Source organism: Myxococcus llanfairpwllgwyngyllgogerychwyrndrobwllllantysiliogogogochensis (assembly GCF_006636215.1).
Taxonomy (GTDB): domain Bacteria; phylum Myxococcota; class Myxococcia; order Myxococcales; family Myxococcaceae; genus Myxococcus; species Myxococcus llanfairpwllgwyngyllgogerychwyrndrobwllllantysiliogogogochensis.
Map to the genome: position 1 here is coordinate 23,625 of NZ_VIFM01000056.1, position 20,849 is coordinate 44,473.

Here is a 20,849-nt window from a genome sequence, read left to right on the forward strand (position 1 = left end):
GAGGCGTGGGGGATATACGGACGCGAAGGCGTCGCCAGTGACGAGACTTCGGCGCCTCACTGGGGACAGGAATTCACCAATGGGAACCACACCGTGACGGACCGACTCAGTGGAGTGCTCACCTTCGTCCAGGCCGCCGAGGCTGGTGGCTTCGCGCTCGCGGCCGAGCGGCTGGGCCTGTCCCGCTCCGCCGTCGGAAAGAGCATCGCCCGGCTGGAGGAGCGACTGGGCACCCGCCTGTTCCAGCGCACCACGCGCAGGCAGAGCCTCACCGAGGACGGACAGGTCTTCTACGAGCGCTGTGTCCGCGCGCTGGCGGAGCTGGAAGCGGCGGAGGCCGCGCTGGACTCCGGCCGCCGCGCACCCACGGGCCGCCTGCGCGTGGCCGCGTCCGTGCTGTTCGGTCGGCACTGCGCCGCACCCCTGCTCTGGGAGCTGACGCGCCAGCATCCGGGCCTCGAGCTGGAGCTGTGCTTCAGCGACCGCGTGGTGGACCTCATCGAGGAGGGCTTCGACCTGGCCATCCGCGTCGCGCCCCTCGCGGACCACGCGGGCCTCACCGCGCGCAGACTCGGCGCGCAGATGATGGTGGTCTGCGCCTCGCCTCGCTACGTCGCCCGGCATGGCCGACCGAAGACGCTCGCGGACCTCGCGAACCACGAGGCCATCAATTACGGGCGACAGGGCATCAGCAAGCCCTGGCGTTTTCCGGACGGCCAGGGCGGAGAGCGGGTCATCCCCGTCCAGGGCAGCCTGCGCTTCGATGACCTGGAGGCCATCGCCGATGCCGCCGTCCAGGGCGCCGGGCTCGCGTGGCTTCCGTGCTGGCTCGTCGCCGAGCGGGTGCACAAGGGCGAGCTCGTGACGCTGCTGGAGACGGAGGGCCGCCACGGCAATGAAATCTTCGCCGTGTGGCCCCAGAACAAGCACCTGCCGTCGAAGGTGCGCGCGGCCATCGACATCCTGGTCGCGCGCATCCCCGAGCGGCTTTCCTCCGGGGAGAACCAGTCCAAGGGGGCACGGAGAAAGCCCGTGCGCCGGAAGGCCTAGAGTCCCTCGCCGAAGCGGTCTCCCGTCTCCACCGAGTCCGTCTGCTCCGACGGCGCCTGGGACCAGAGCTGCTCGCCCGCGCGCGACAGGCCCGTGACACCCGCGCTGTACAGCACCTGCACCGCGCCCGAGTCGGTCGCGCTCCCCACGTCCTCGTACGGCACGCCCACCGCCAGGTCCACGAAGCCATCCCCGTCGTAGTCCCCCGAGGACAGCCGGGAGCCGAACGCATCCTGGAGCTCCGCGCCCTCCTCCACGGTGGAGCCCACTTGAGACCAGCGCTGCTCACGCGCAGTGGACAGCCCACCCGGCGCGCCGTGCAACACGTGCACGATGCCCGCGCCGACGACAGCCCCCACGCTCTCGGACGCCACGCCGATGGCGAGGTCCACATGGCCATCTCCATCGAAGTCCTCGGCCACCAGCGCGGAGCCCAGGGCATCGCCTTGCTCGGCCACGTCCGAGATACCGGCGGAATCCTGACTCCAGGCGAGGGCCCCCGTGGACTGGAGCCCCGCGCTTCCGCCGCGCAGCACCGTCACCGCGCCCGCCCCCGCCATGAAGCCCACCGTCTGACCCGGAGCCGCGATGGCCAGCTCACTCCGACCATCGCCATTGAAGTCCCCCGCCGCCAGCGCGGCACCGAAGAGCACCTCCTCGCTCGCGACACCGGGCACCCCGTCGCTTCCCGGAGTCCACAATTGGTTGCCCGTGCTCGTCAGGCCATCGATGGAGCCGGACAGCACGTTCACCGCGCCCACGTTCGCGACGGTGCCCACGTCCTCGGAGGGCACACCCACGGCCAGCTCGTCGAAGCCGTCTCCGTTGAAGTCACCCGCGGCCAGCGCGGAGCCGAAGCGGTCTCCCGTCTCCGTGACTTCGAGCACGTGCGCCGCCGCCTGACTCCAGCTCTGCGCGCCCGTTCCGGTGAGCCCGGAGACGGAGCCGAACAACACCGTCACCAGTCCGGAGTCGAGCGCCGATGAGCCATAGTCCTCGGCGGGAACACCCACGGCCAGGTCGTCATACCCGTCGCCATTGAAGTCCCCCACCGCCAGCACGGCGCCGAAGCCGTCGAACGCCTCGGCGCTGTCGGGCACGCTCGCGCTGTTCTGGTGCAGCACCTTGTCCGTGGACAAGTCCACGCCCTGCGCCGACCCCAGGAAGACGTGGACCGAGCCCGCGTCGACAATCCCATTCACGTCGTCCTCGGGCACGCCGACGGCCACGTCCGCGAAGCAGTCGCCATTGAAATCACCCACCGCCACCGCGGCGCCGAAGTGGTCGGCGAAACCCGCCGTGTCCTCCACACCCGACACGTCGCGATGCAGCCACAGGCCCGCGGTCCCCAGCCCCGTCGCCGAGCCCAGCACGACGCTCACCGCCCCCTGGTCCAACCCCATGCCCACGTCCTCGTCCGGCGCGCCGATGACGAGGTCCGCGTAGCCATCTCCATTCACGTCCGAGTGGCGCCCGTAGCCATGCAGGCGCTTCACGGCGCAGGCGTCGGCCAGAGTCGGCGCGGTGCGGTTCGCGGTGAAGAACGAGCCGTCCAACCGGGTGATGGTCGGCGAGTCATTCGCGGAGAAGGCCTCCGGCGCGTAGTGCATCAGGGAGTCCAACCCATAGGGCCCCAGGTTGCGGCCGGCCGCGCCCTCCTGCGCGAAGGTCTCGAAGGCGTGGGCATACCCTGCCTCGATGTTCTCGAAGTGGATGACGACGTTCCTGTCCCGGTCCGTGCGCGCCTGTTCGTGCCACAGCCCCAGCGTGTGCCCCACCTCGTGGAGCGTGCTCCCCGTGGTGCAGCCCGGCGCGAGTGTCACGAACTGCTGACCACCGATTCTGCCGACGTGTGACGAGCAGCCCGTGCCCGGCCGGAAGGTGACGTAGTCCGACTGGGTCGTGCGTGGCACGAACCGGATGGGAGTGAGGGCCTCCCACTGCGCCAGGGCCGCCGTGACGCGCCCGATGTTCGGCAAGGCCGCGTCCACCGTGTAGGGCACCACGCCGCCCGGCCAGCGCGTCATCGCGCGCGTGGACACCGCGCCCTGCGCCTCCACCGATAGCGCGGAGAGCTCTCTGGCCGGGACCTCGGGCGGCAGGAGGATGTCCCCCTGGAAGACACGCTCGCCGTCGATGCGCTCGTAGGCGAGCGCTCGCGGTCCTCCGGCGACCTGGAAGTTCGCTCGGCGCACTTCACCCGTGCGACCCGGGAAGGCTCGCTCCTGCCGGATGACCTCGCTTGAAGCATCGGCGTCGACCTCGCCGCCACAACCACTCGCGCTCCCGACGAGCACGCCCAGCACCACCCCCGCCCAGCCACGTGAAACATGTTTCATCCCCGGAAGTCTCGACATCGGAATGTATCCCCCAGAAGTCGGGCACGGCGCCCCGCGAGATGCGGGACGGCGCTCTTGCAACCCGATATGCATCTGCATCCGGATGATTATTTAGAGGAGCGGTCTGACATGCCGCGTTCCACGCCGACTTCGGTTCCGGGCGCAAGAGCCCGGGCCGAGCACGGGCGAAGCCGGGAACTTATCTATTGGACCGATGTCACATGGCAAAGACAGACGGACCCCGAGTCGCGGCCCGCACGGGGCCCTTCCAAGCTCAGAGCTTCAGGGCCTCGCGGATGCGAGCCACCACCTCCGGAGGGGGCGGCGAGACATCCACCTCCAGCGCCTGCGTGGGCACCTCCAGCGTGGCGAGCTGGCTGTCCAGCAACGACGGCGGCATGAAGTGCCCATGCCGCTTCGCGAGCCGGCCCGCCAGCACCTCGCGCGGAGCATTCAGGTACACCCACCGCGTACGCGCGGGGTCCACTTCCAGTTGGTCCCGGTAGGCGCGCTTGAGGGCGGACGAGGCGAGCACCAGGTCCTCGTCACGCTCCATGGCCGCCTGGAGCTGGCCGCGCACCACGGCGAGCCAGGGCGTGCGGTCCTCGTCCGTCAGGGGGACTCCGGCCGCCATCTTCGCCACGTTGGACCGGGGGTGCAGGTCATCCGCGTCCAGGAAGCGCCAGCCCAGGCTCCGCGCCAGGGCCTGCCCCACCGTCGTCTTCCCCGCGCCCGACACTCCCATGATGATGACGACCATCCGGTGCGGCCTCCTCGAATCGTGGACCTCCAGACAGGTTGCGACGCCTCCCGACAGAGCGCCACTCCCATCCTCGGCAAGTGCCCACCGCACCACGATGGCTTGAAGAGTCGCAACCGTATGAGCCGCCTTGGTGCTCGCGCTTGAGGACGTGGACGCACAGCCCCGGGAGTGATGCGCCGGGACTCGGTCCTCCGCTTGCTGGGCGAGCCGCCGCGGTCCTGGCGTCGAGCATGGACGGGACACCGGTGGAGGCCCCACGACACAGGCGCCCCGAAGTGAGGCCTCGGAGCGACGCTCGCGGATGGCGTACGCTCTCGTGGCGACGCGAAAGGGGATGCTGGCGGACCGTTGGCGAAGAGCGTCAGCGCGTGAGCACGTCAAGCATCAGGGACCAGGCCCCCTGCTCCCATGCCGTCAACGGCAGCGAGGTGCAGAGGTACAGAGCGAAGAGGTCGCTCATCCTCCCGGCGCGCAAGAGCGTCCGGACCAAGGCGGTGGTCACTCTGTTCGTGAGGCCGAACTCCGTCATCAACTCCCCTGCACGATGATTGGCGAGCATCTTCCGGGCCCGTGCGAGCAGATGACCCCAGAGATAGCGGTGCGAGCCGCTCGTGACGTTGGCGAGCGACTCCCGGCACATGTCCGACCTCGAGCCCCGGACCGCCACCTTCAAGCTCATGCTCTTGGGCTCGTCCGAATACCACGGACGGTTTTCCCACTTCACATGGGCCTCGAAGAGCATCCCCGACACTTCAATGAGGAACTTCACGTTCAGCCCCGGGAACCCGGTGCTGCTCCAGAAGGCGAAGGGGTCTCCTTCGTTGTAGTCCCTGAACGTCGGCCACTGGTCCTGCCCCGTGATGTCATTCTCGATGGAGTCGGTGGTGATGCTCGGCGGGCTGGAGTAGCCGGAGAACGACGGGGGGCCTCCAGAGAACGACGGGTAGCCTCCGGAGAACGACGGGGGACCTCCAGAGAACGACGGGGGACCTCCAGAGAACGACGGAGGGCCTCCGGAGAACGACGGGTAGCCCCCGGAGAACGACGGGTAGCCCCCGGAGAACGACGGGTAGCCCCCGGAGAACGACGAGGAGCCTCCGGAGAACGACGGGAAGGAGAAGGGAGAGGACTGGCTCTTCGCCCAGACACAACACGGGGGCGGAGAACGGCTATAGCAACCGGTACAGATGAAGACATGGCAGGAGGGGCACGTCTTCGGCTTGTGCGTCATGCAGTAGTAGCGCGTGCAGAAGACACACTGGGCCGACGGATTCACCGGTGCCATGTACGGGCATTTGGACGAGCCGCAGTTAACCACCGTGGGCGGCGAGGGTTTGTACATGCGGGCAGTCCTCCATGACGCGCGATTGGAGGAACCACCAGCAAACCACATACCAATGACTGGGATTGCTCGGTGCGGAGTGGCGACTGTCTGGGAATGCCCCCTGTTCGCGCCACTCCGCGTCCCATGAGGACGCGGGCGCGTCTGGGAGGAACACGACGTGGGCCGAGACAGGTTGTCCGAGCACGCCCCCCGAGGCTCCGCACGCCTTGGGGATGTCAGACCTTGGGGGTACTCTTCCCTTCATCGCCGCGAAGGACGCGGCACGGAGGGGTCGGCACTTGGCGGAAATCGCGGACGGCGAGCAGGTGGAAGTCCAGGGCTCGGGTTCCAAGCCCTACATCCTCAAGAACACGGGAGGCGTCTACTCGTGCTCCTGCCCCGCGTGGCGCAACCAGTCCATCGCCATCGAGCGACGCACCTGCAAGCACCTGCGCCGCGTGCGCGGTGACGCCGCCGAGGACGCCCGCACCGGTGGCACCTCCACGCCTCCCGTCAAGGCCACGCGCGCGAAGGCCCCCGCCGGCGATGCCGAGGGCGAGGCGGACGACGAGAAGGCCCCGCCGCTGTTGCTCGCCCACCCGTGGGAGAACGACGTGGACCTCACGGACTGGTGGATGAGCGAGAAGCTCGACGGCGTGCGCGCGTACTGGGACGGCAAGCGCTTCTGGTCGCGCCTGGGCAACGAGTTCTTCGCGCCGGACTGGTTCACCGCGGGGCTGCCGGACTTCCCGCTGGACGGAGAGCTGTTCGGTGGGCGCAAGCGCTTCCAGCGCACGGTGAGCGTGGTGCGCCGGCAGGACAAGAGCAAGGACTGGAAGGAGCTGCTCTTCGTCGTGTTCGACGCGCCGAGCTTCGACGCCGCGTTCGAGCAGCGGCTGGAGCACTGTCGCAAGTGGCTGGATGACGCGAAGCCCGCGTATGCGCAGTGGCATTCGCACGAGCGCTGTCAGGGGACTCCGCATCTGCGCTCGGAGCTGGAGCGCGTGGAGGGCCTGGGCGGCGAGGGGCTGATGCTGCGCAAGCCGGGCTCCCGCTATGAAGTCGGTCGCTCGCACACGCTGCTGAAGGTGAAGAGCTTCAAGGACGACGAGGCCGTCGTCATTGGCCACGTCGCGGGCGCGGGCCGCCACAAGGGCCGGCTGGGCGCGCTGGAGGTGGAGCTGCGCAACGGCAAGCGCTTCAGTGTGGGCACCGGCCTGTCGGACGCCGAGCGCGAAGCACCTCCGGCCATCGGCACGCTCATCACCTTCCGCTACCAGGAGCTGTCCAACGACGGCGTGCCGCGCTTCCCGTCGTACATCGGCGTGCGCATCGACGCGGCGCCGTTCAAGGGGAAGGCGAAGGGCTGAAGACGGGCACACCCACCCGTGCGGGGCAGCCGTCCCGCCGGGTCTGTGCGCCAGCCATCATCGCAAGCACCTGGACCCGCGTGGCGCGCTGGGGGCCGTCGGCACGTGGACGTCCGCACGGTTTATAGAGCAACGGGAGAGCCCTCCGCCCCCGCGGAGTCAGTACCTCCTGGTGTCTGCTCGAGGCGACCATGCACTGCGCGCTCTGCCTGTCGGAACACTCCGCGGACTCCCTGTGCACGCCCCAGCCCCGGGCACGACACGGCGCCTCGCTGCTCGGTGAATCCCTGCCCCATGGAGACAAGGCCGCCGAGCCCTGGTCCTGGGACGTGTGGATTCGCCATCCCGAGGGCGTGGACGTCCACGGCCTGGAGCTGGGCAAGGGCGGCCTCTTCCTGAGCTGCTCGGAGCCCTTCCCTCCTCTCTTCACCCGGCTGGAGCTGACGCTGCGGCTGGCCGGCGAGGAGTTCGCCTGTGAGGGCGAAGTGGTGCGGCACGTCGACTCCGCGCATGCCCGCACCTGGGGCGTCTCAGCGGGCATCGGCGTGCAGTTGCTGCCCCCCTCACCCCGGCTGCGGGACTTCCTCTCGCAGACGAGGCAGTTCCAAAGCACAGGCTAGACCTCCTCGAATTTTGCGCCTGTGACCTTCGCGTGCTCCAGGGCTACCTTGATGTCCTCCGAGACGATGAGGGCAACTGTCCACCCCCAGGTGCGGAAGACCTTCGTGTTGCCCACCTTCGTGCGGTCAATCCGCATATCAACCACGTTCCGGTATTGGCCGAGCTTGTCCGGTCGCGCGTCCTCTGGCAGCCAGAACTCCACTTCATTTGAGGCATTGTCATCGATGCACCGGACAACCTTCGTAGCAACGAGGATTTGATATTCGTCTGGGTGGCCTTTGAGCTTCAAAGGGATGAGTTGCACATCATTGGGTGCCAGCTCCGCGAAGATGGCGGCCACCCGGATGTGGACAACGGGAGTCATGCCAACGCCTGCCATGCTGAAATCGCGCTGACGCCCAGGCTCACGAACAGAGAGCGTCAGGCGACCATCACTTCGGACGGGCCGCCCAGAACTAAACTCCCTGATGTCTTCCGGCTCCCGGCCCTGTCCGTTCAACGGTTCTCCCAGGTACCAGTTGCCGGCCTGTACGTCCTCTTTGAGCCTGAAGTATCGAGAGTGATTCGACATGGTGGACGCCCTCACTGCGTCACTTGCCCTGAGTCAAAAGCCTGTGGATTTCCGTTCCTTTGGTCACGGCCTCCTTGGCGAGCCTGCGAAGCTCAACCGTGAGGGCCTCGCGGCAATCTGCCACCTTCCGACAGCTCCCCAAAGCCTCGAGTAGTCGCTCCTGGACGCGTTCATGATACCGCTGCGGATGTGGCCCCTTGTGACCGACGACTTCCACGACGTTCTCGGGGTCCTTCAGCTCCATCCCAGCCCTCGTGAAGAGGTCCCGGAATCTCGGCGTCCAGGGCCCGCCGCGCGCCGCTGAGACTTCGTTCTTGTTCGTGGCGATGTGGTGGCGCTCGCCTTGGCTGCGCATCCCCCGACTCGCCATGGCCAGGGCGTTGGGGGCGAGCGCGACGGTGAAGCCTTCCGCCGCCACCGCGACCGACTGCACACTCCCCACCGCGGCGTACTGGAAGCCTGCCTGAGACTCCACGGCGAGCGCAGCCTGAGCGGAGCCCGGCAGTCTCACGGCCTTCGCGACCAACCCCGCCGTGCTGCCAATAGCGGCCGTGGCGAGCATCACGAAGACGCGTGCCGCATTCTCTCCGAGGATTTCGCCGTACGCCTCACCCGACGCACTGAGCTGCGCGAAAGTCGTGGCCTGGTCGACCTCGCGTACCAGGGTCAACCACCCGTCCAGCAGACGCCACATCGTGTCCACGCCCAGGTAGGCGATCGCGATGGCTGTCAGGGTAGCGGCCACGCCCTTGCTCACGGGCTCGGGGAGCGACCAGAGCAGCAGGTACATCGTCGCCGCGGCGGTGATTGTGGCCATGACCGCGCCGGGGTCCGTCATGCCCTCCAATGCCTCGGCTGTCTCCTCCCACACGGAGTCCATCGCGATGGCCAAGGCCCACGTGTACTTGCCGTCGCTGGCGAGCAGGGGGCCTTCCTCCAACAGCCGCAAGCAGTCTCCGGGTTGGTCCTTCCGCGAGCACCACTGCCCATAGGCGCGCGTCAGCTCGTCATCCGCGTAGGACTCCAGCAAGTGGGGTCCGTCCGCGTCTTCTCGACGCTGGGGGGTGAGGCGCGGGGGGCGACTCTCGTATCGGTACACCCCGCTGCGGGACGGCACGCCGAAGAGTTCTCGGGCCTCCTGCATGGGGCTGCGAAACGGGCGCACGTCCCGGGCCAGTTCCGCGATGGCCTCCTGGTATTCGTCGTCGCCAAGTTCGGCCGCCCCCACTTCCGCGCCCGGCTCCTCGCGAGGAGTGACAACGTAGGAGTCCGTTCCGGTATCCAGCCAAACGACTCGACTCGTCGTGCATCCGGTGATGGCCACGAGCAAAAGCAGCGGCGCCGCCCAACGATGCAACATGGAATGCCCCCCCAGCGAGTGGCCCGCCACAGAGCGGGCGCACCCGCGCAATATCAGAAAAATCTGACATCCCTCCGAGACGAACCCACACCATCTGGGGCCGGACCTACCTCATGCTGCTGCGGTCGCACTCGGGTCCATGAGTTGGGGCTTGCTCACCATATCCACATCCACGGCAAGGCTTACGCTCACCGCTGGAAACCAGGCCCCAGGGGCCACCCAAAACCTGTCAATGAAGGTCCTCCGAATACCAGCCAACGGGAATGGCCTCTCGCGCGCACGCGCCTCGCGTCACGAGCACGGCCCCGAGCCACTCACCGCACGGTGAAGGCGCGCGACGCGCCGTAGTAAGGGCGCACGCGCCCATCCCAGCCCGACTTCCATTCGCCCTCATGCAGGATGCGATAGGTGCCTGGCGAGGCATCGCGAGGAATGCGCCACTCCACGAGGACGTGCGAGCACCCCAGCGTGGGCAGACAGTTCTCCCGCTCCCACCGGTAACGCGTCTCCCAGTCACTGTCATCCGCCACGTCCACCCAGGCGCCAATGGAGCCCTTGCGCTGCACGCGCAGGTACGAGTCCTCCAGGCGCAGGTCGTTCTTCGGATGCGCGCCCCAGAACGTGACGCGCACCGTGTCGCCGCGCGCGTAGGCCGGACGAGCGTCGGTGAGCACCTCACCGAACTCTACCCAGAGCAGCTTGTCGTCGAACACCACGCCGGGCTGGAGGCTGGCCTGGATGTAGCGCAGGTCCGGAGGCGTGGGGCCGGGTGACACGGGCTGCCCGTCGCGCAGCGCCACGGCGAGCCCGTCGAAGCCCTGCTGGAGCGCGGCGAGCGTCCAGGGCCCAAAGTGTGTGGACGCGCCTTCATAGGACTGGCGGGCATACTCCTCGCGCGTGGCCACATAGCCCGCGTAGTCGTTGGCGAGCCCCGCGATGACGACCTCGGTGACGCCGACGGGCCCCAGCCGCTCCAGCACCGTCTGACGCAGGCGGCGCCCGGCCATCGTCGTCACCTCGAAGGGCACGGCCACCAGCGCAAGCGAGCCCACGGTGACGAGCTGGAGGGGCAGCACGTTGGGCGTCCACGGGTGCGGCAGCATGCTTCCCATCTCCAGGACGATGGGCTTCTCACCCTGGCAGGGCGTGGTGGTGAGCGCGCAGGTGAACTGGCTCCAGAGGTCATGGAGGGTGGAGCACGACGCCCCCTCCACCCCGTACCCGGGCCCGTCCTCCGCGCCCGCCAGCATCGACACACCGATGGCGGCGGGACACGTGCGGCGCGGCTGTCCATCCGTGTACGCGGGCGCCACGTCCACCGCGTCCATCTTCACGAAGGTGCGTCGGGAGTCCACGCCCCCGGTGAGCGGCGTCGTGGCGAGCGTCCACAGGTGCGCGGCGAAGTCGTGCTGGCGCCGCGCGGACAGCTCCGTGTCCTCGAAGTCGTTGGCGCCGCCGCCATTCGTCCCGCCGAGCACGTTGGGCGTGACGTCCCCTTCGTTGGACTGGGCGAACGCGGCGACGAAGGTGTCACCCGCGTCGTGCGCCTTCTCGAAGAGATAGGAGGCAAGGCCCTTGTTGTCGCCGCTGATGAGGTGGTTGTCGTTGCCCATGGACGTGGCATGGACGGCGAACCAGTTGATGAGCCCCACGTCGCGTCCATCCGTCCGCGTCAGGCGCACCAGCGTCATCCGCGTGTCCACGTCGTGGGCGTAGCGGGCACGCTCGGCGGAGGGGTTGAACCGGTAGGCCTCCGGCGAGCGATTGCGACTGGCGCCCAGCAACTCTCCCGTGGCCAGGCGCAGCGTGCCCGCTCCCAGCCGGGAGTGCGCGCGGGCAATGGAGGTGACGATGCCGGAGACGATGGCGTCGAAGCTCTGCGGCACGAAGCCGAAGGTGCTCAGGTTGTAGAAGGTGTGGTGCGAGAAGCCGCCCGGCCCCGAGTGCGTGTGCGTGGCGCTGATGAGGACGTTCTCATCGGAGTAGACGTCGCCGAAGCGGGCGCGCAGCTTCTCCACCACCTGCGTCTTCACCGCCTGGAAGACCATGCCCAGGTCCGCGCTCACGAAGGCCACACGCCGCCCGTTGCACGGCGAGACGACGACGAAGGCCCGCGAGCGCAGGCGCTGGTGGATGCCCGCTGTCTGCTGCGAGAGCTGTCCGTAACCCATCATCCCCACCTCGGCGGCGGGGCCGGTGATGTCCCCCATGCCCGCACCGATGAGGAAGCGCGTGTTGCCCGCACAGGTGTCGCCGGACGCACCGCGCAGCGGAGCGACAGCCCCCTGGGCCACCGTCCCCAGGACGAAGCTCAGCGCCAGGACGAGCCGGAACAGATGTGCGCGCATGCCTTCCTCCAAGGCGCATGGGACGCGCCGCTCCAGGGTGGAGCCCCTCATAAAGACTCTGCTGGGCCCCCGCACCCGTCCCGTCATCGCTCGTCAGCCGGCCCACACTCCCACCAGGCCCCAGGCACGCACGAATCACACCAGGAGTGCGTCCTCCCTGGAACATCACAAGGCCCCACCAGACGCACTCAAAACCGCCAATGACTGACGCGGTGAGCTGTCCTCGCGGGCCGCGAACCCAAGGTAGGTCCTCCACCCAACCCATGGAGTTCGCTGTGATTTTTGAACCAGAACGGGCCTCCAGTGCCACCTTCGTCACGGTCTGGATTACCCGTGTTCACAGCAAATCAATTGCACCCAACATTTCAGTCAGGGATTCCCACTAGATGTCGATTTACGCTTTACCCAGAGTGAACCCGGGTATATCCAGTTTCCTCGCAAAACAAAGCACTCCCATCAGCCTTCCGGAGCAAGCCATGAAGCGACTGTCGTATCTGGTTGTCCTTGCGTGCGCGGTGCTTTCCACGACGGCGTCGGCGCAGTTGTCCACGCGTTGCTTCACGGATGATCAACTCACCACCTACACGCTGTCGCAGGGGCGCAACAACTGGGCCTACAACTGCGGCTACATCACCGCGGCGAAGCGCGACTTCCTGAACTCCGAAGGCGAGTACCAGGTGTTCTCCGGCGGCTGTTTCTCCTTCACCGCGACGGGGCCCACCGCCACCTGCACCTTCTACATTCCCGCCGACACCGCCGCGCCCTGCATCCCCAACCTGGTCAAGCTCGGCACCTGCGTGACGGGCTGCTACACGGCGAAGGAGAAGGTCTCCTTCGGCGGTGAGTACTGGCCCATCTCGGACGCCTACGCCGCGGGCGTGCGCACGGTGACGGCGCTCACCCAGGACGCGTCGCTCGTCGCTCCGACGACGGGAGAGCAGACCATCCGCGCCTTCGTGGCCGGAGACACCGTGGAGGACGTGTTCGCGCTCGAGACGGTGGACGGCCGCCGCGTCGAAGTCACCTCCGAGCACCCCATGGTCACCGCCTCCGGTGAGATGGTGAAGGCCAAGACGCTGCAGAAGGGCGACCTGCTGCTCGGCACCACGGGCGAGAAGGTGGAGCTGCGCGACGTCACCGTGTTCCGGTACGAGGGGAAGACCTGGAACGTGCAGCCGGTCAGCCACGAGAAGATTGAGAACGTGCTCGACGTGGAGGGCCTGTTGACGGGCTCGGTGCGCTTCCAGAACGAGTGGGCGGACGACCACTACCGCCTGTCGCTGCGTGACGAGGCCAGCGTCGACGGCCTCTAAAGCAGCCTGCTTGAACCGACGCGAGAGCCCGCAGGGGGCATGGGCTCTCGCGTCCCACCGCGCTCGTCACTTCACGACAAGGACGCCATGCGAAGCATCCCAGGATGGTTTGCGAAGAAGGTGGCACGCGGTCTCGCGGTGGTGGCGCTGACCTGGAGTCCCCTGGTGCTCACGGGGACCGGGTGCGGCCCGACGGAGGACGCCTCCGAGCAGGAGGCGCCGCTCGACACCCGGGCGCACTCCTTCACGCCGATGGCGCCCTCGGGCGACTTCACCGCCCAGGTGACGCGCTACGAATACGAATTCGCGACGCAGACGGGCGCGGCGAAGTCCACGCTGTTGATGGACGTCTACCCCCCGGGCGGCGACTGCTTCGTGGTGAAGGCCCCCCAGGGCCTCACCGAGGTCCACTGGAATGGGAACCCCCCGCTGCGGTCCGAGTCCGTCGAGGACGGCATCCGCGTGTGTGGGCCGGGACTCTTCGCGGGCCAGGTGAAGCTGGAGGCGCGCTTCACCGTGCCCCTCCAGACGTATGACTTCACGCAGGTCGGCTTCTCCCGCCGCACGGACAAGGCGGGCAACACGTTCTCCTACCTGCTCAACTGGGTGGAGGGCTGCGACAGGTTCGGCCCCTGTGACGACCGCACGGACCAGCTCGCGCAGTATGTCTTCACCATCAAGCACGCGCAGAACGAGCGCGTGGTGTGCCCGGGCCAGCGCACCCGTCCGGACAACACCACGACGAAGTGCACGCTGACCGGGCTCACCAAGGCGCCCACGTACTCGTCCTTCGCCGTGGCCTCCAACCCCGCCTGGGTCCCCAGCACGTTCACGGAGGTGTCCAACAAGTTCAAGCTGGTGTTCTACGAGGTGCCCGGCGGGAAGCTGGCGGCCTCGCTCAACGCCAACGACGTGAAGGCGTACCTGCACTGGATTATCGGTGAGCTGGGGCCGCTGCCCTACGGCACGGAGTTGCGCGTCGCGGGCGCGCCCACGGAGTGGCTGGGCGTGGAGCACCCCGCCAACCTCATCCTCCGCGAGGACCTGCCGGACCTGCGGCGCGACTACGCGAACATGACGATGCACACGCTGATGCACGAGGTCGTGCACCAGTGGGCGGGCAATCGCACCACGCTGTCGCGGCCCTTCGACTTCGTGTGGAAGGAAGCCATCGCCGAATACCTCACGTACCTGTACGAGCTGCGCGCGCGCCCCTCGGGCGAGGCGGAGCAGACGCGCGCGTACTGGGACCGGCTGGCGCGCACCGCGGCGTACTACCCGCAGCCGCAGGATGACCCGCCGCCCGTCTTCCTCTCGCTCGCGTCGGACGTCTACGGCACCGGGCCCATGATTCTCTTCCTCCAACTGGAGCCGCTGCTCGGCCAGGACGCCGTCCTCCGGGGCATCAAGGGCTTCCTGTCCCAGCCCGGGGACCGGAGCGTCGACGACCTGCGCGCCGCGCTGGAGCAGGCATCAGGCAAGAACCTGGGCCCGTACTTCGACGCCTGGGTCCACGGCGCGGGTGACCCGGACTGGCCCTACTTCGAGGTGAGCACCGAGGAGGACGACGGCGACGTCACCCTCACCGCCCTCCAACGCTCGGTCTCCGGAACGCACTACCCCGTCGCGGTGGACGTGCTGCTCGAAGGCGCCACGCAATCCAAGCTCGTCACGCTCGACTACGGCCTGGAGCCCGAGTCGGACACCCTCCACGTGACGGTGCCCTTCCCCGAGCCCGTGCTGCAGGTGACGGTGGACCCGGAGAACCGGGTGGTCAACCGCAGGTTCCTCGGAGTCTCCGACGAGCCGCCTCCGCCGCGCTGGCTGTTCTAACCCCTCTCATCGAATCGCGTCGTCATCGACAAGGAGCGCAGGCCCCATGAACGGACATCCCCCCGAGAGCGCCAAGCCAAAGCCTCCCAGACGCTGGCGGATGATGGGACCCGGGCTCGCGTTGCTCGTCCTCGGAGGCACGGGGCTCTACGGACTCGTCACCCTGAAGGGCGCCGACACGCCCTCCACCCCGCCGCCTCCCGCCGACACGGCGTCCCAGGCGCACAAGCCCACGAGTTCTCCACAGCCCACCGCGGCGCTCCCGCGACGCCCGGGCGCTCCCGCTCCCACGCCATCCGAGGCCGCGCCAGCCACCGACGAGGCCCGGGTGGCGAAGGAGCAGCGAGAGGCCGCGCGGGTGTCCGCGAGGGAGTACCGGGCCGGACGCTTCAACGCGTTCTTCCGCAAGGAGGTCTTCGTCGAGGAGCTCACGCGGGAAGGCGGCGCGCGCATCATCGGCTTGAGGAACGAGCTGGCGGACCCCACGGCGCTCCAGCAGCTGCCGGCCGGCGCCCAGTTCCTGGAGACCAAGCCCGAGCCGGTGCTGGAGCGCATGGCGATGATTGACCTGCTCTTCGAGCTGGCGCCGCAGGAGCCCACCGCCCGCGAGGCGATGACGTCGCTGGCGCTGACGCCCATCGACAGCGCGCTGCCGGACTCGGTGAAGAAGGGGCTCGTCGGAGAGAAGTACGACCTGCTGTTCCGGCTCGCGCAGGTGGACCGGCAGCTGGCCGTCGACACGTACTCGAAGCTGGAGAACCCCCGGCTCAAGAACCTGCTGCGCGAGGCGCTCGTCGCCGGACTGGCGGAGTCGGGGGCCAGCCCCGACGAAGTCCAGCGGATGACAGCACACCTCTAATCCGCGGCCGTGATGGGCCCAGGAGCACCCTGTCCGCCGAGGGCGGAGGGGGCCTCGTGTGTCCCGAAGTGCCAGCGAGGAGGGCTCGCCCACCCATCCGGAGCCGGGTGGTCGCGCCCGCGCTGGAGCCGTGAAGCAACACCCACCAGAAGACAGGAGCGCGTCGTGACTCGGACTTGGAAACAGGGATTGATTGGAGCGTGCTGTGCCGTCGTGGGCGTCGCGTGCGGCGACGTCCCGGCGGACCCGGCCGAGGCGCGGGACAGCACCCGGCAAGCTCGGCAGACTCGGCAGGACGCCCTCGCCGCGCTGGGCCGCGTGGAAGTGGTCGACGTGGGGAAGGACGGCACCCCCAGCTTCATCCGGGGACGGTTGGGCACGGCGGACACCGCGCTCGCGGCGCTCAAGGCCGGTGACGCGCTCGCGCCCGCGCTGCGCGCCATCGCCCCGGTGTTCGGGCTGCGCGCGGAGGAGCTGACGGTGCGCTCCAGCCGCGTGGATGACCTGGGCTTCACGCACATCCGCTATGACCAGACGCGCCAGGGCATCCGCGTCGTGGGGGGCGAGCTGGTGCTGCACGTCAACACGGCGGGCCTGGTGTACGCGGCCAATGGCTCGGCCCGAGGCGCTGGTGAGCCCGCGACGCTCGCGCGGTTCCCCATCGACGACGTGAAGCGCGCGGCGCTGGAGGGGCTCGACACGCTCGTCGTCGAGGGCGAGCCCCGCTTCGTCTACTTCCTGAGCGCCGAGGGCTCGCTGGCCTCCGCCTGGGAGGTGACGCGCGCGGGCACTCGCGAGGATGCGCCCGCCAGGGACCGCGTCTACGTGGACGCGGCGTCGGGCCGGGTGCTCGACGTGCAGCCGCTCATCCACTCCGCCCAGAATCGTCGAATCCACTCGGCCAACAACCAGTGGACCACGCCCGGCACCCTGCGCCGCATCGAGCTCGGCGCGGCCACGGGCGACAACCATGTCGACGTGAACTACGACCACGTCGGCACGACGTACGCCTGCTACGAGACGATTTTCGGTCGCGACTCGTTCGATGACCGGGGCGCCACCATCACCAGCACCGTGCACTACGGCGCCTCGTACGTGAATGCGTACTGGGACGGCATTCAAATCGTGTTCGGCGATGGCGACGGGGTGAACTCCGGTCAGCTCGGCCTGGATTTGGACGTGGTGTCCCACGAAATCACCCACGCCGTGACGCAGTACGAGTCGGGGCTCGTGTACCGCAACGAGTCCGGCGCGCTCAACGAGAGCCTGTCGGACATCGCCGCCGCCATCTGCGAGAGCTGGGCTCGCGGCGGCGCCATCGACGCGGACGTCTGGAAGATTGGCGAGGACATCTGGACGCCGAACATCGGCGGGGATGCGCTCCGCTACATGGACAACCCCACGCGGGACGGCTCGTCCAAGGACTACTACCCCGAGCGCTACACGGGCACCGCGGACAACGGCGGTGTGCACTGGAACTCGGGCATCCAGAACCTGGTCTTCAAGCTGCTCGTGACGGGCGGCACGCACCCGCGCGGCAAGACCCCCATCAACGTGGCGGGCGTGGGCATGAACCGCGCGGCGCAGACCTTCTACTTCGCCGCGACGAACTACTACACGTCCACCACGACGATGTCCCAGGCCAAGGCCTACACCGTCCAGGCCGCCCAGGACCGCTACGACGCCTCCGTCGTGAACGCGGTGCGCGACGCCTGGGGCGCGGCGGGCGTGCCGTAGGCGACTCCAAGCGCAGTCCATTCCCATCACCTCAAGGAGAACCCATGAAGAATGTCTTCATCGCCGTCGCAGTCTTCTCTGTCTGTCTTTCGAGCACCGCCCTGGCGCAGCTGTCCACGCGCTGCTTCCAGGATGACCAGCTCACCACGATTGACCTCGCGCGGGGCCGCAACGCCTGGGCCCGCAGGTGCGGCCTCATCACCGCCACGCGCGAGGCGTACCTGAACACGGAGAACGAGTACCAGGTCTTCACCAACGGTTGCTTCGCGTACCCGGCCGTGCCCGCGGGCTCGTCCTGTACGTTCTTCGTCCCCGCCGTCGAGTCCGCGGAGTGCATCACCGGCCTGAACAAGCTGGGCACCTGCGTCGCCGGCTGCACCACGCCCAGCCAGAAAGTCGCCTTCGGTGGGCGGATGCTGCCGGTGCCGGAGGCGTACGCGTCCGGGCTCACCACCGTGACGGCCCTGAGCCCTGACTCGGAGGCGGGCTTCCTGCGTTATGGCGAGCAGACCATCCGCAGCTTCGTCGCGGGCGACACGCAGGAGGACATCTTCACCCTGGAGACCCAGGAGGGTCGCCGCCTGGAAGTGACGGCGGAGCACCCGATGGTCCTGGAGGACGGGACGATGGTGAAGGCCCGCACGCTGCAGGCCGGCGACACGCTGCTGGGCGCCGACGGCGTGAAGCTGCACCTGAGCCGCGTCACCGTCTTCAACTTCAAGGGCCAGGTCTGGAACGTCCGGCCGGAGAGCCAGGTGAAGCTCGAGAACGTGATGAACGCGGAGGGCTTCCTCACCGGCTCCGTGCGCTTCCAGAACGAGTGGGCCCAGGACGACTACCGCCTGTCCCTGCGTGACGACGTGGACGTCAGCGGCCTGTAGGCCCGCGCGTTGACCCCTCGGGTGGGGACTCCGGCTGTGTGAATCGCCGGAGTCCCAGCCTCCCCTCAGCGGGGCGCGTCGGGGGTGAGCGGCTGAAGGGGGCACTGCTCGACAGGCAGGAAGCACGGGGCCGAGAAGCCGCAGTCCTGGGCGCAGAGGAAGCGGTTCTCGATGCCGGTGCAGAGGCCATCCCCACAGAAGCCGCAGTCATTCAGACAGCTGCTCCACGTCTCCGAGCCCGTGCAGAAATTGTCCCCGCAGTAGCCACAGTCCGCGGCGCAACTGAACACGTCCTCCGTCCCATTGCAGGCGCCGTCTCCACACGCCGAGCCGCAATCCCCGGGACAGTTGGCGGTGGACTCGCCCGCGCCGCACGTCCCGTTGCCGCAGGGATTGGGGCAGCCGCAGTCGACGGTGCACGAGTACACCGACTCGCCATTGCACCAGCCGTCTCCGCAGTAGCAATCGGAGGGACACGTCCCCTCGCTCTCGCCGAAGTCACACGTTCCGTTTCCGCACACGGTGGGCGCGCCGCAGTCCCAGGAGCAGCTCCACGAGTCCTCGAGCGGGCCGCAGTACCCGTCGCCGCAGGAGTTCTCGCACTCGTAATAGGGGCACTGGGGCTGCAGCGGATCCACCACCTCGCCCGGCCGGAGGTACTGCAGCGGGCACTGGCAGTTGGGGAGTGCCTGGGAGGACTCACCGAGCGCTTCACTCGAACCCGTGGGGTCCACGGGATTGCAGGCCACCCACGTCAGGCAGGCCACGACCACCGCGAGACGCTGGACGAAGCGGCCAGGGGCCGCCGCGCTCATGTAGGGCCCGCCGAGTGACGCGGGGCGTGCTGGAGCCACATGGGCCACGCGGGCTCTGAGTCGTCCAGGTACGCCAGCACGGAGCCCCTCGGGAGCGACACGGTGCTCGCCGCCACGCACGAGCCGAGCATGACGAGCCCCGCCACACAGGGCGCGCTGGCGGAGACGGGCACGAAGAACTGACAGCTGTTCGTGGAGCACGGGTACTGGAAACAGCCGTTGGCGAAGACCTGGTACTCGCTGTCCGCGTTGAGGATGGCCTCCTTCGCGGCGGAGATGTAGCCGCACTTGCGCGCCCACGCGTTGCGCCCCGGGACTTGCTGCGGCGTGAGGTTGTCATCCCCACCGCACCGGCCACTGAGCTGCGCCCAGGAGGGGCTCGCGAAGCCGACGAAGACCAGACCAACGACGAGCCAGAGCTGCTTCATGCCAACCTCCACGAGGGGTGCATCTCAAGGTGCCGCGAAAAACCGACGTCGCTGCCGAGCCGAGCGCGGCTAGGGCTCACCACGAGTCGTGGAGCCCAGGAGGACCTCCACGGAATCCGGCGTCGTCCACGCCAGGTCGGGGAAGCCATCCGCGTCCAGGTCCTCGGCGACCAGGGACGTGGGCGTCACACTGGACGCCACGCGCATCGGAGCCCCCAGTTGGCCGTCCGCCGCTCCGAGCAGCAGGTAGACGCCTCCGGACATCCCGGCGTGGGCGATGTCGCTGCGCCCGTCCTGGTTGAAGTCCGCGACCACCACCTCTCCTGGCTCGTTGGCGAGGATGGATTGGGTGGAGGTGAAGCCGCCCTTGCCGTCGCCCAGGTGCAGGGAGAGGTAGCCGCTGTCCGACAGGCCATGGGTGATGACGAGGTCCAGCTTGCCGTCGCCATTCACCTCCACGGGAGCGAGCCGGAAGGGCTCGTCGTCTGCGGACCCGCTGAGCTTGAGCGGAGGGACGGCGGTCAGCTTCTCGTCCTTCCTGGCGAGCAGGATGTCCACGGTGAAGCTGTTGGTGTTGAGCACCAGGACGTCGGGCAGCGCGTCGTCGTTCACGTCCGCGACCACCAAATCCCGAGGCAGTCCGGTGACGGAATGCGGCACGGCCTCACCGAAGGAGCCGTCTCCCCGGCCCTTGAGGGAGGTGATGTTCCAGAAGCCCGCCGAGCCCGCGTTCTTCGTTATCGCGTCGAGGTGCCCGTCCCCATCCAGGTCCGCCACCCGCACCTGCTGCGAGTGATTGCCCAGCGAGTAGGGGATTCCCGCCAGGAACGCGCCATCCGCCGCACCCAGGCGCACCGTGAGGGCGTTGGAGAAGTGGCCGACGATGAGCAGGTCCTGGCGGCCGTCACCATTCACGTCGCTGACGGCCACGTCCATGGGCGTGGTCCCCGCCGCGAGGCACCGGGGCGCCGCGAAGCCTCCCCTCCCTACACCCTGGTGGATGCAGACCTGCTCCTCCTGCGAGGCCACGAGGACCAGGTCCTTCACGCCGTCGCCGTCCACGTCCGCGACGTGCAGCCCTCTCGCCTTGGAGCCTCCCGCCGACAGCGTCACGCGGGCCTCCGGGAAGCCGAGCCATTGGGCGTCCGAGAGGACTCGCGGGGAGATGGTGGAGGACGTACACGCCAGCCCCGCGCAGCAGCCCAGCAGGAGGTGGTGGAAGCGGAACATGGTGCGT

General features: G+C 68.4%; 17 protein-coding genes. 8 read left to right on the top strand and 9 right to left on the bottom strand.

Annotation, left to right across the window (positions count from 1 at the left end; genetic code table 11):
* Window positions 1–93: 93 nt before the first annotated feature.
* Window positions 94–1,050 carry a LysR family transcriptional regulator gene (locus FJV41_RS16405; protein ID WP_141643431.1) on the top strand — a complete coding sequence of 319 codons (957 nt, stop codon included), beginning with the start codon at window positions 94–96 and terminating at the stop codon, window positions 1,048–1,050.
* Here FJV41_RS16405 and FJV41_RS16410 read toward each other — a convergent pair.
* From FJV41_RS16410 to FJV41_RS16420, 3 genes are all read right to left on the bottom strand, one after another.
* Entirely contained in the window at window positions 1,047–3,389 is a 2,343-nt protein-coding gene (locus tag FJV41_RS16410; RefSeq protein WP_141643432.1) for a M12 family metallopeptidase, read from the bottom strand. The two genes, FJV41_RS16405 and FJV41_RS16410, sit on opposite strands and share 4 nt — an antisense overlap.
* Window positions 3,390–3,663: 274 nt before the next feature.
* Complete coding sequence (locus FJV41_RS16415) at window positions 3,664–4,149, bottom strand: gluconokinase (RefSeq protein WP_141643433.1); 486 nt, start codon at window positions 4,147–4,149, stop codon at window positions 3,664–3,666.
* Window positions 4,150–4,513: 364 nt separating this feature from the next.
* Window positions 4,514–5,494, bottom strand: a complete 981-nt coding sequence (locus FJV41_RS16420; RefSeq protein WP_141643434.1) for a hypothetical protein — start codon at window positions 5,492–5,494, stop codon at window positions 4,514–4,516.
* Between the two features lie 281 nt (window positions 5,495–5,775).
* On the opposite strand from FJV41_RS16420, the gene FJV41_RS16425 reads away from it, so the two are divergent.
* Together FJV41_RS16425 and FJV41_RS16430 are read left to right on the top strand one after the other, a co-directional pair.
* Complete coding sequence (locus FJV41_RS16425) at window positions 5,776–6,846, top strand: DNA ligase (RefSeq protein ID WP_174488635.1); 1,071 nt, start codon at window positions 5,776–5,778, stop codon at window positions 6,844–6,846.
* Window positions 6,847–7,037: 191 nt separating this feature from the next.
* The gene (locus tag FJV41_RS16430) at window positions 7,038–7,466 is read left to right on the top strand and encodes a PilZ domain-containing protein (protein WP_141643436.1); all 429 of its coding nucleotides are present in this window, start codon (window positions 7,038–7,040) and stop codon (window positions 7,464–7,466) included.
* Here the strand turns inward: FJV41_RS16430 and FJV41_RS16435 are convergent.
* The 3 genes from FJV41_RS16435 to FJV41_RS16445 form a co-directional block, all read right to left on the bottom strand.
* Entirely contained in the window at window positions 7,463–8,038 is a 576-nt protein-coding gene (locus tag FJV41_RS16435) for an imm11 family protein (RefSeq protein WP_141643437.1), read from the bottom strand. The two genes, FJV41_RS16430 and FJV41_RS16435, sit on opposite strands and share 4 nt — an antisense overlap.
* A gap of 19 nt (window positions 8,039–8,057) precedes the next feature.
* The gene (locus FJV41_RS16440; protein ID WP_141643438.1) at window positions 8,058–9,398 is read right to left on the bottom strand and encodes an AHH domain-containing protein; all 1,341 of its coding nucleotides are present in this window, start codon (window positions 9,396–9,398) and stop codon (window positions 8,058–8,060) included.
* Window positions 9,399–9,712: 314 nt separating this feature from the next.
* Window positions 9,713–11,746 (bottom strand): neutral/alkaline ceramidase, encoded by a 2,034-nt coding sequence (locus tag FJV41_RS16445; RefSeq protein ID WP_141643439.1) that lies wholly within the window; start codon window positions 11,744–11,746, stop codon window positions 9,713–9,715.
* 476 nt (window positions 11,747–12,222) lie between these two features.
* On the opposite strand from FJV41_RS16445, the gene FJV41_RS16450 reads away from it, so the two are divergent.
* The 5 genes from FJV41_RS16450 (at window position 12,223) to FJV41_RS16470 (ending at window position 18,369) form a co-directional block, all read left to right on the top strand.
* Window positions 12,223–13,059 carry a Hint domain-containing protein gene (locus FJV41_RS16450; RefSeq protein WP_141643440.1) on the top strand — a complete coding sequence of 279 codons (837 nt, stop codon included), beginning with the start codon at window positions 12,223–12,225 and terminating at the stop codon, window positions 13,057–13,059.
* An 87-nt stretch (window positions 13,060–13,146) separates the two neighbouring features.
* Entirely contained in the window at window positions 13,147–14,892 is a 1,746-nt protein-coding gene (locus FJV41_RS16455) for a M1 family aminopeptidase (protein ID WP_174487916.1), read from the top strand.
* Window positions 14,893–14,938: 46 nt separating this feature from the next.
* On the top strand, window positions 14,939–15,751 hold the full coding sequence (locus FJV41_RS16460) for a hypothetical protein (protein WP_141643442.1): 813 nt from the start codon (window positions 14,939–14,941) through the stop codon (window positions 15,749–15,751).
* Window positions 15,752–15,916: 165 nt separating this feature from the next.
* Window positions 15,917–17,488: a M4 family metallopeptidase gene (locus tag FJV41_RS16465; RefSeq protein WP_246137239.1), complete on the top strand. Its 1,572-nt coding sequence runs from the start codon at window positions 15,917–15,919 to the stop codon at window positions 17,486–17,488.
* A gap of 44 nt (window positions 17,489–17,532) precedes the next feature.
* Window positions 17,533–18,369, top strand: coding sequence for a Hint domain-containing protein (locus tag FJV41_RS16470; RefSeq protein ID WP_141643443.1), 837 nt, complete (start codon window positions 17,533–17,535; stop codon window positions 18,367–18,369).
* Window positions 18,370–18,434: 65 nt separating this feature from the next.
* Here FJV41_RS16470 and FJV41_RS16475 read toward each other — a convergent pair whose 3' ends face one another.
* The 3 genes from FJV41_RS16475 to FJV41_RS16485 form a co-directional block, all read right to left on the bottom strand.
* A complete protein-coding gene (locus tag FJV41_RS16475) occupies window positions 18,435–19,184 on the bottom strand; it encodes a hypothetical protein (protein WP_141643444.1) in 750 nt (249 codons plus the stop codon).
* Complete coding sequence (locus tag FJV41_RS16480) at window positions 19,181–19,612, bottom strand: hypothetical protein (protein ID WP_141643445.1); 432 nt, start codon at window positions 19,610–19,612, stop codon at window positions 19,181–19,183. Before FJV41_RS16480 ends, FJV41_RS16475 begins: the two co-directional genes overlap by 4 nt.
* Window positions 19,613–19,681: 69 nt before the next feature.
* Window positions 19,682–20,842 carry an FG-GAP repeat domain-containing protein gene (locus tag FJV41_RS16485; RefSeq protein WP_174476328.1) on the bottom strand — a complete coding sequence of 387 codons (1,161 nt, stop codon included), beginning with the start codon at window positions 20,840–20,842 and terminating at the stop codon, window positions 19,682–19,684.
* Window positions 20,843–20,849: the final 7 nt, after the last annotated feature.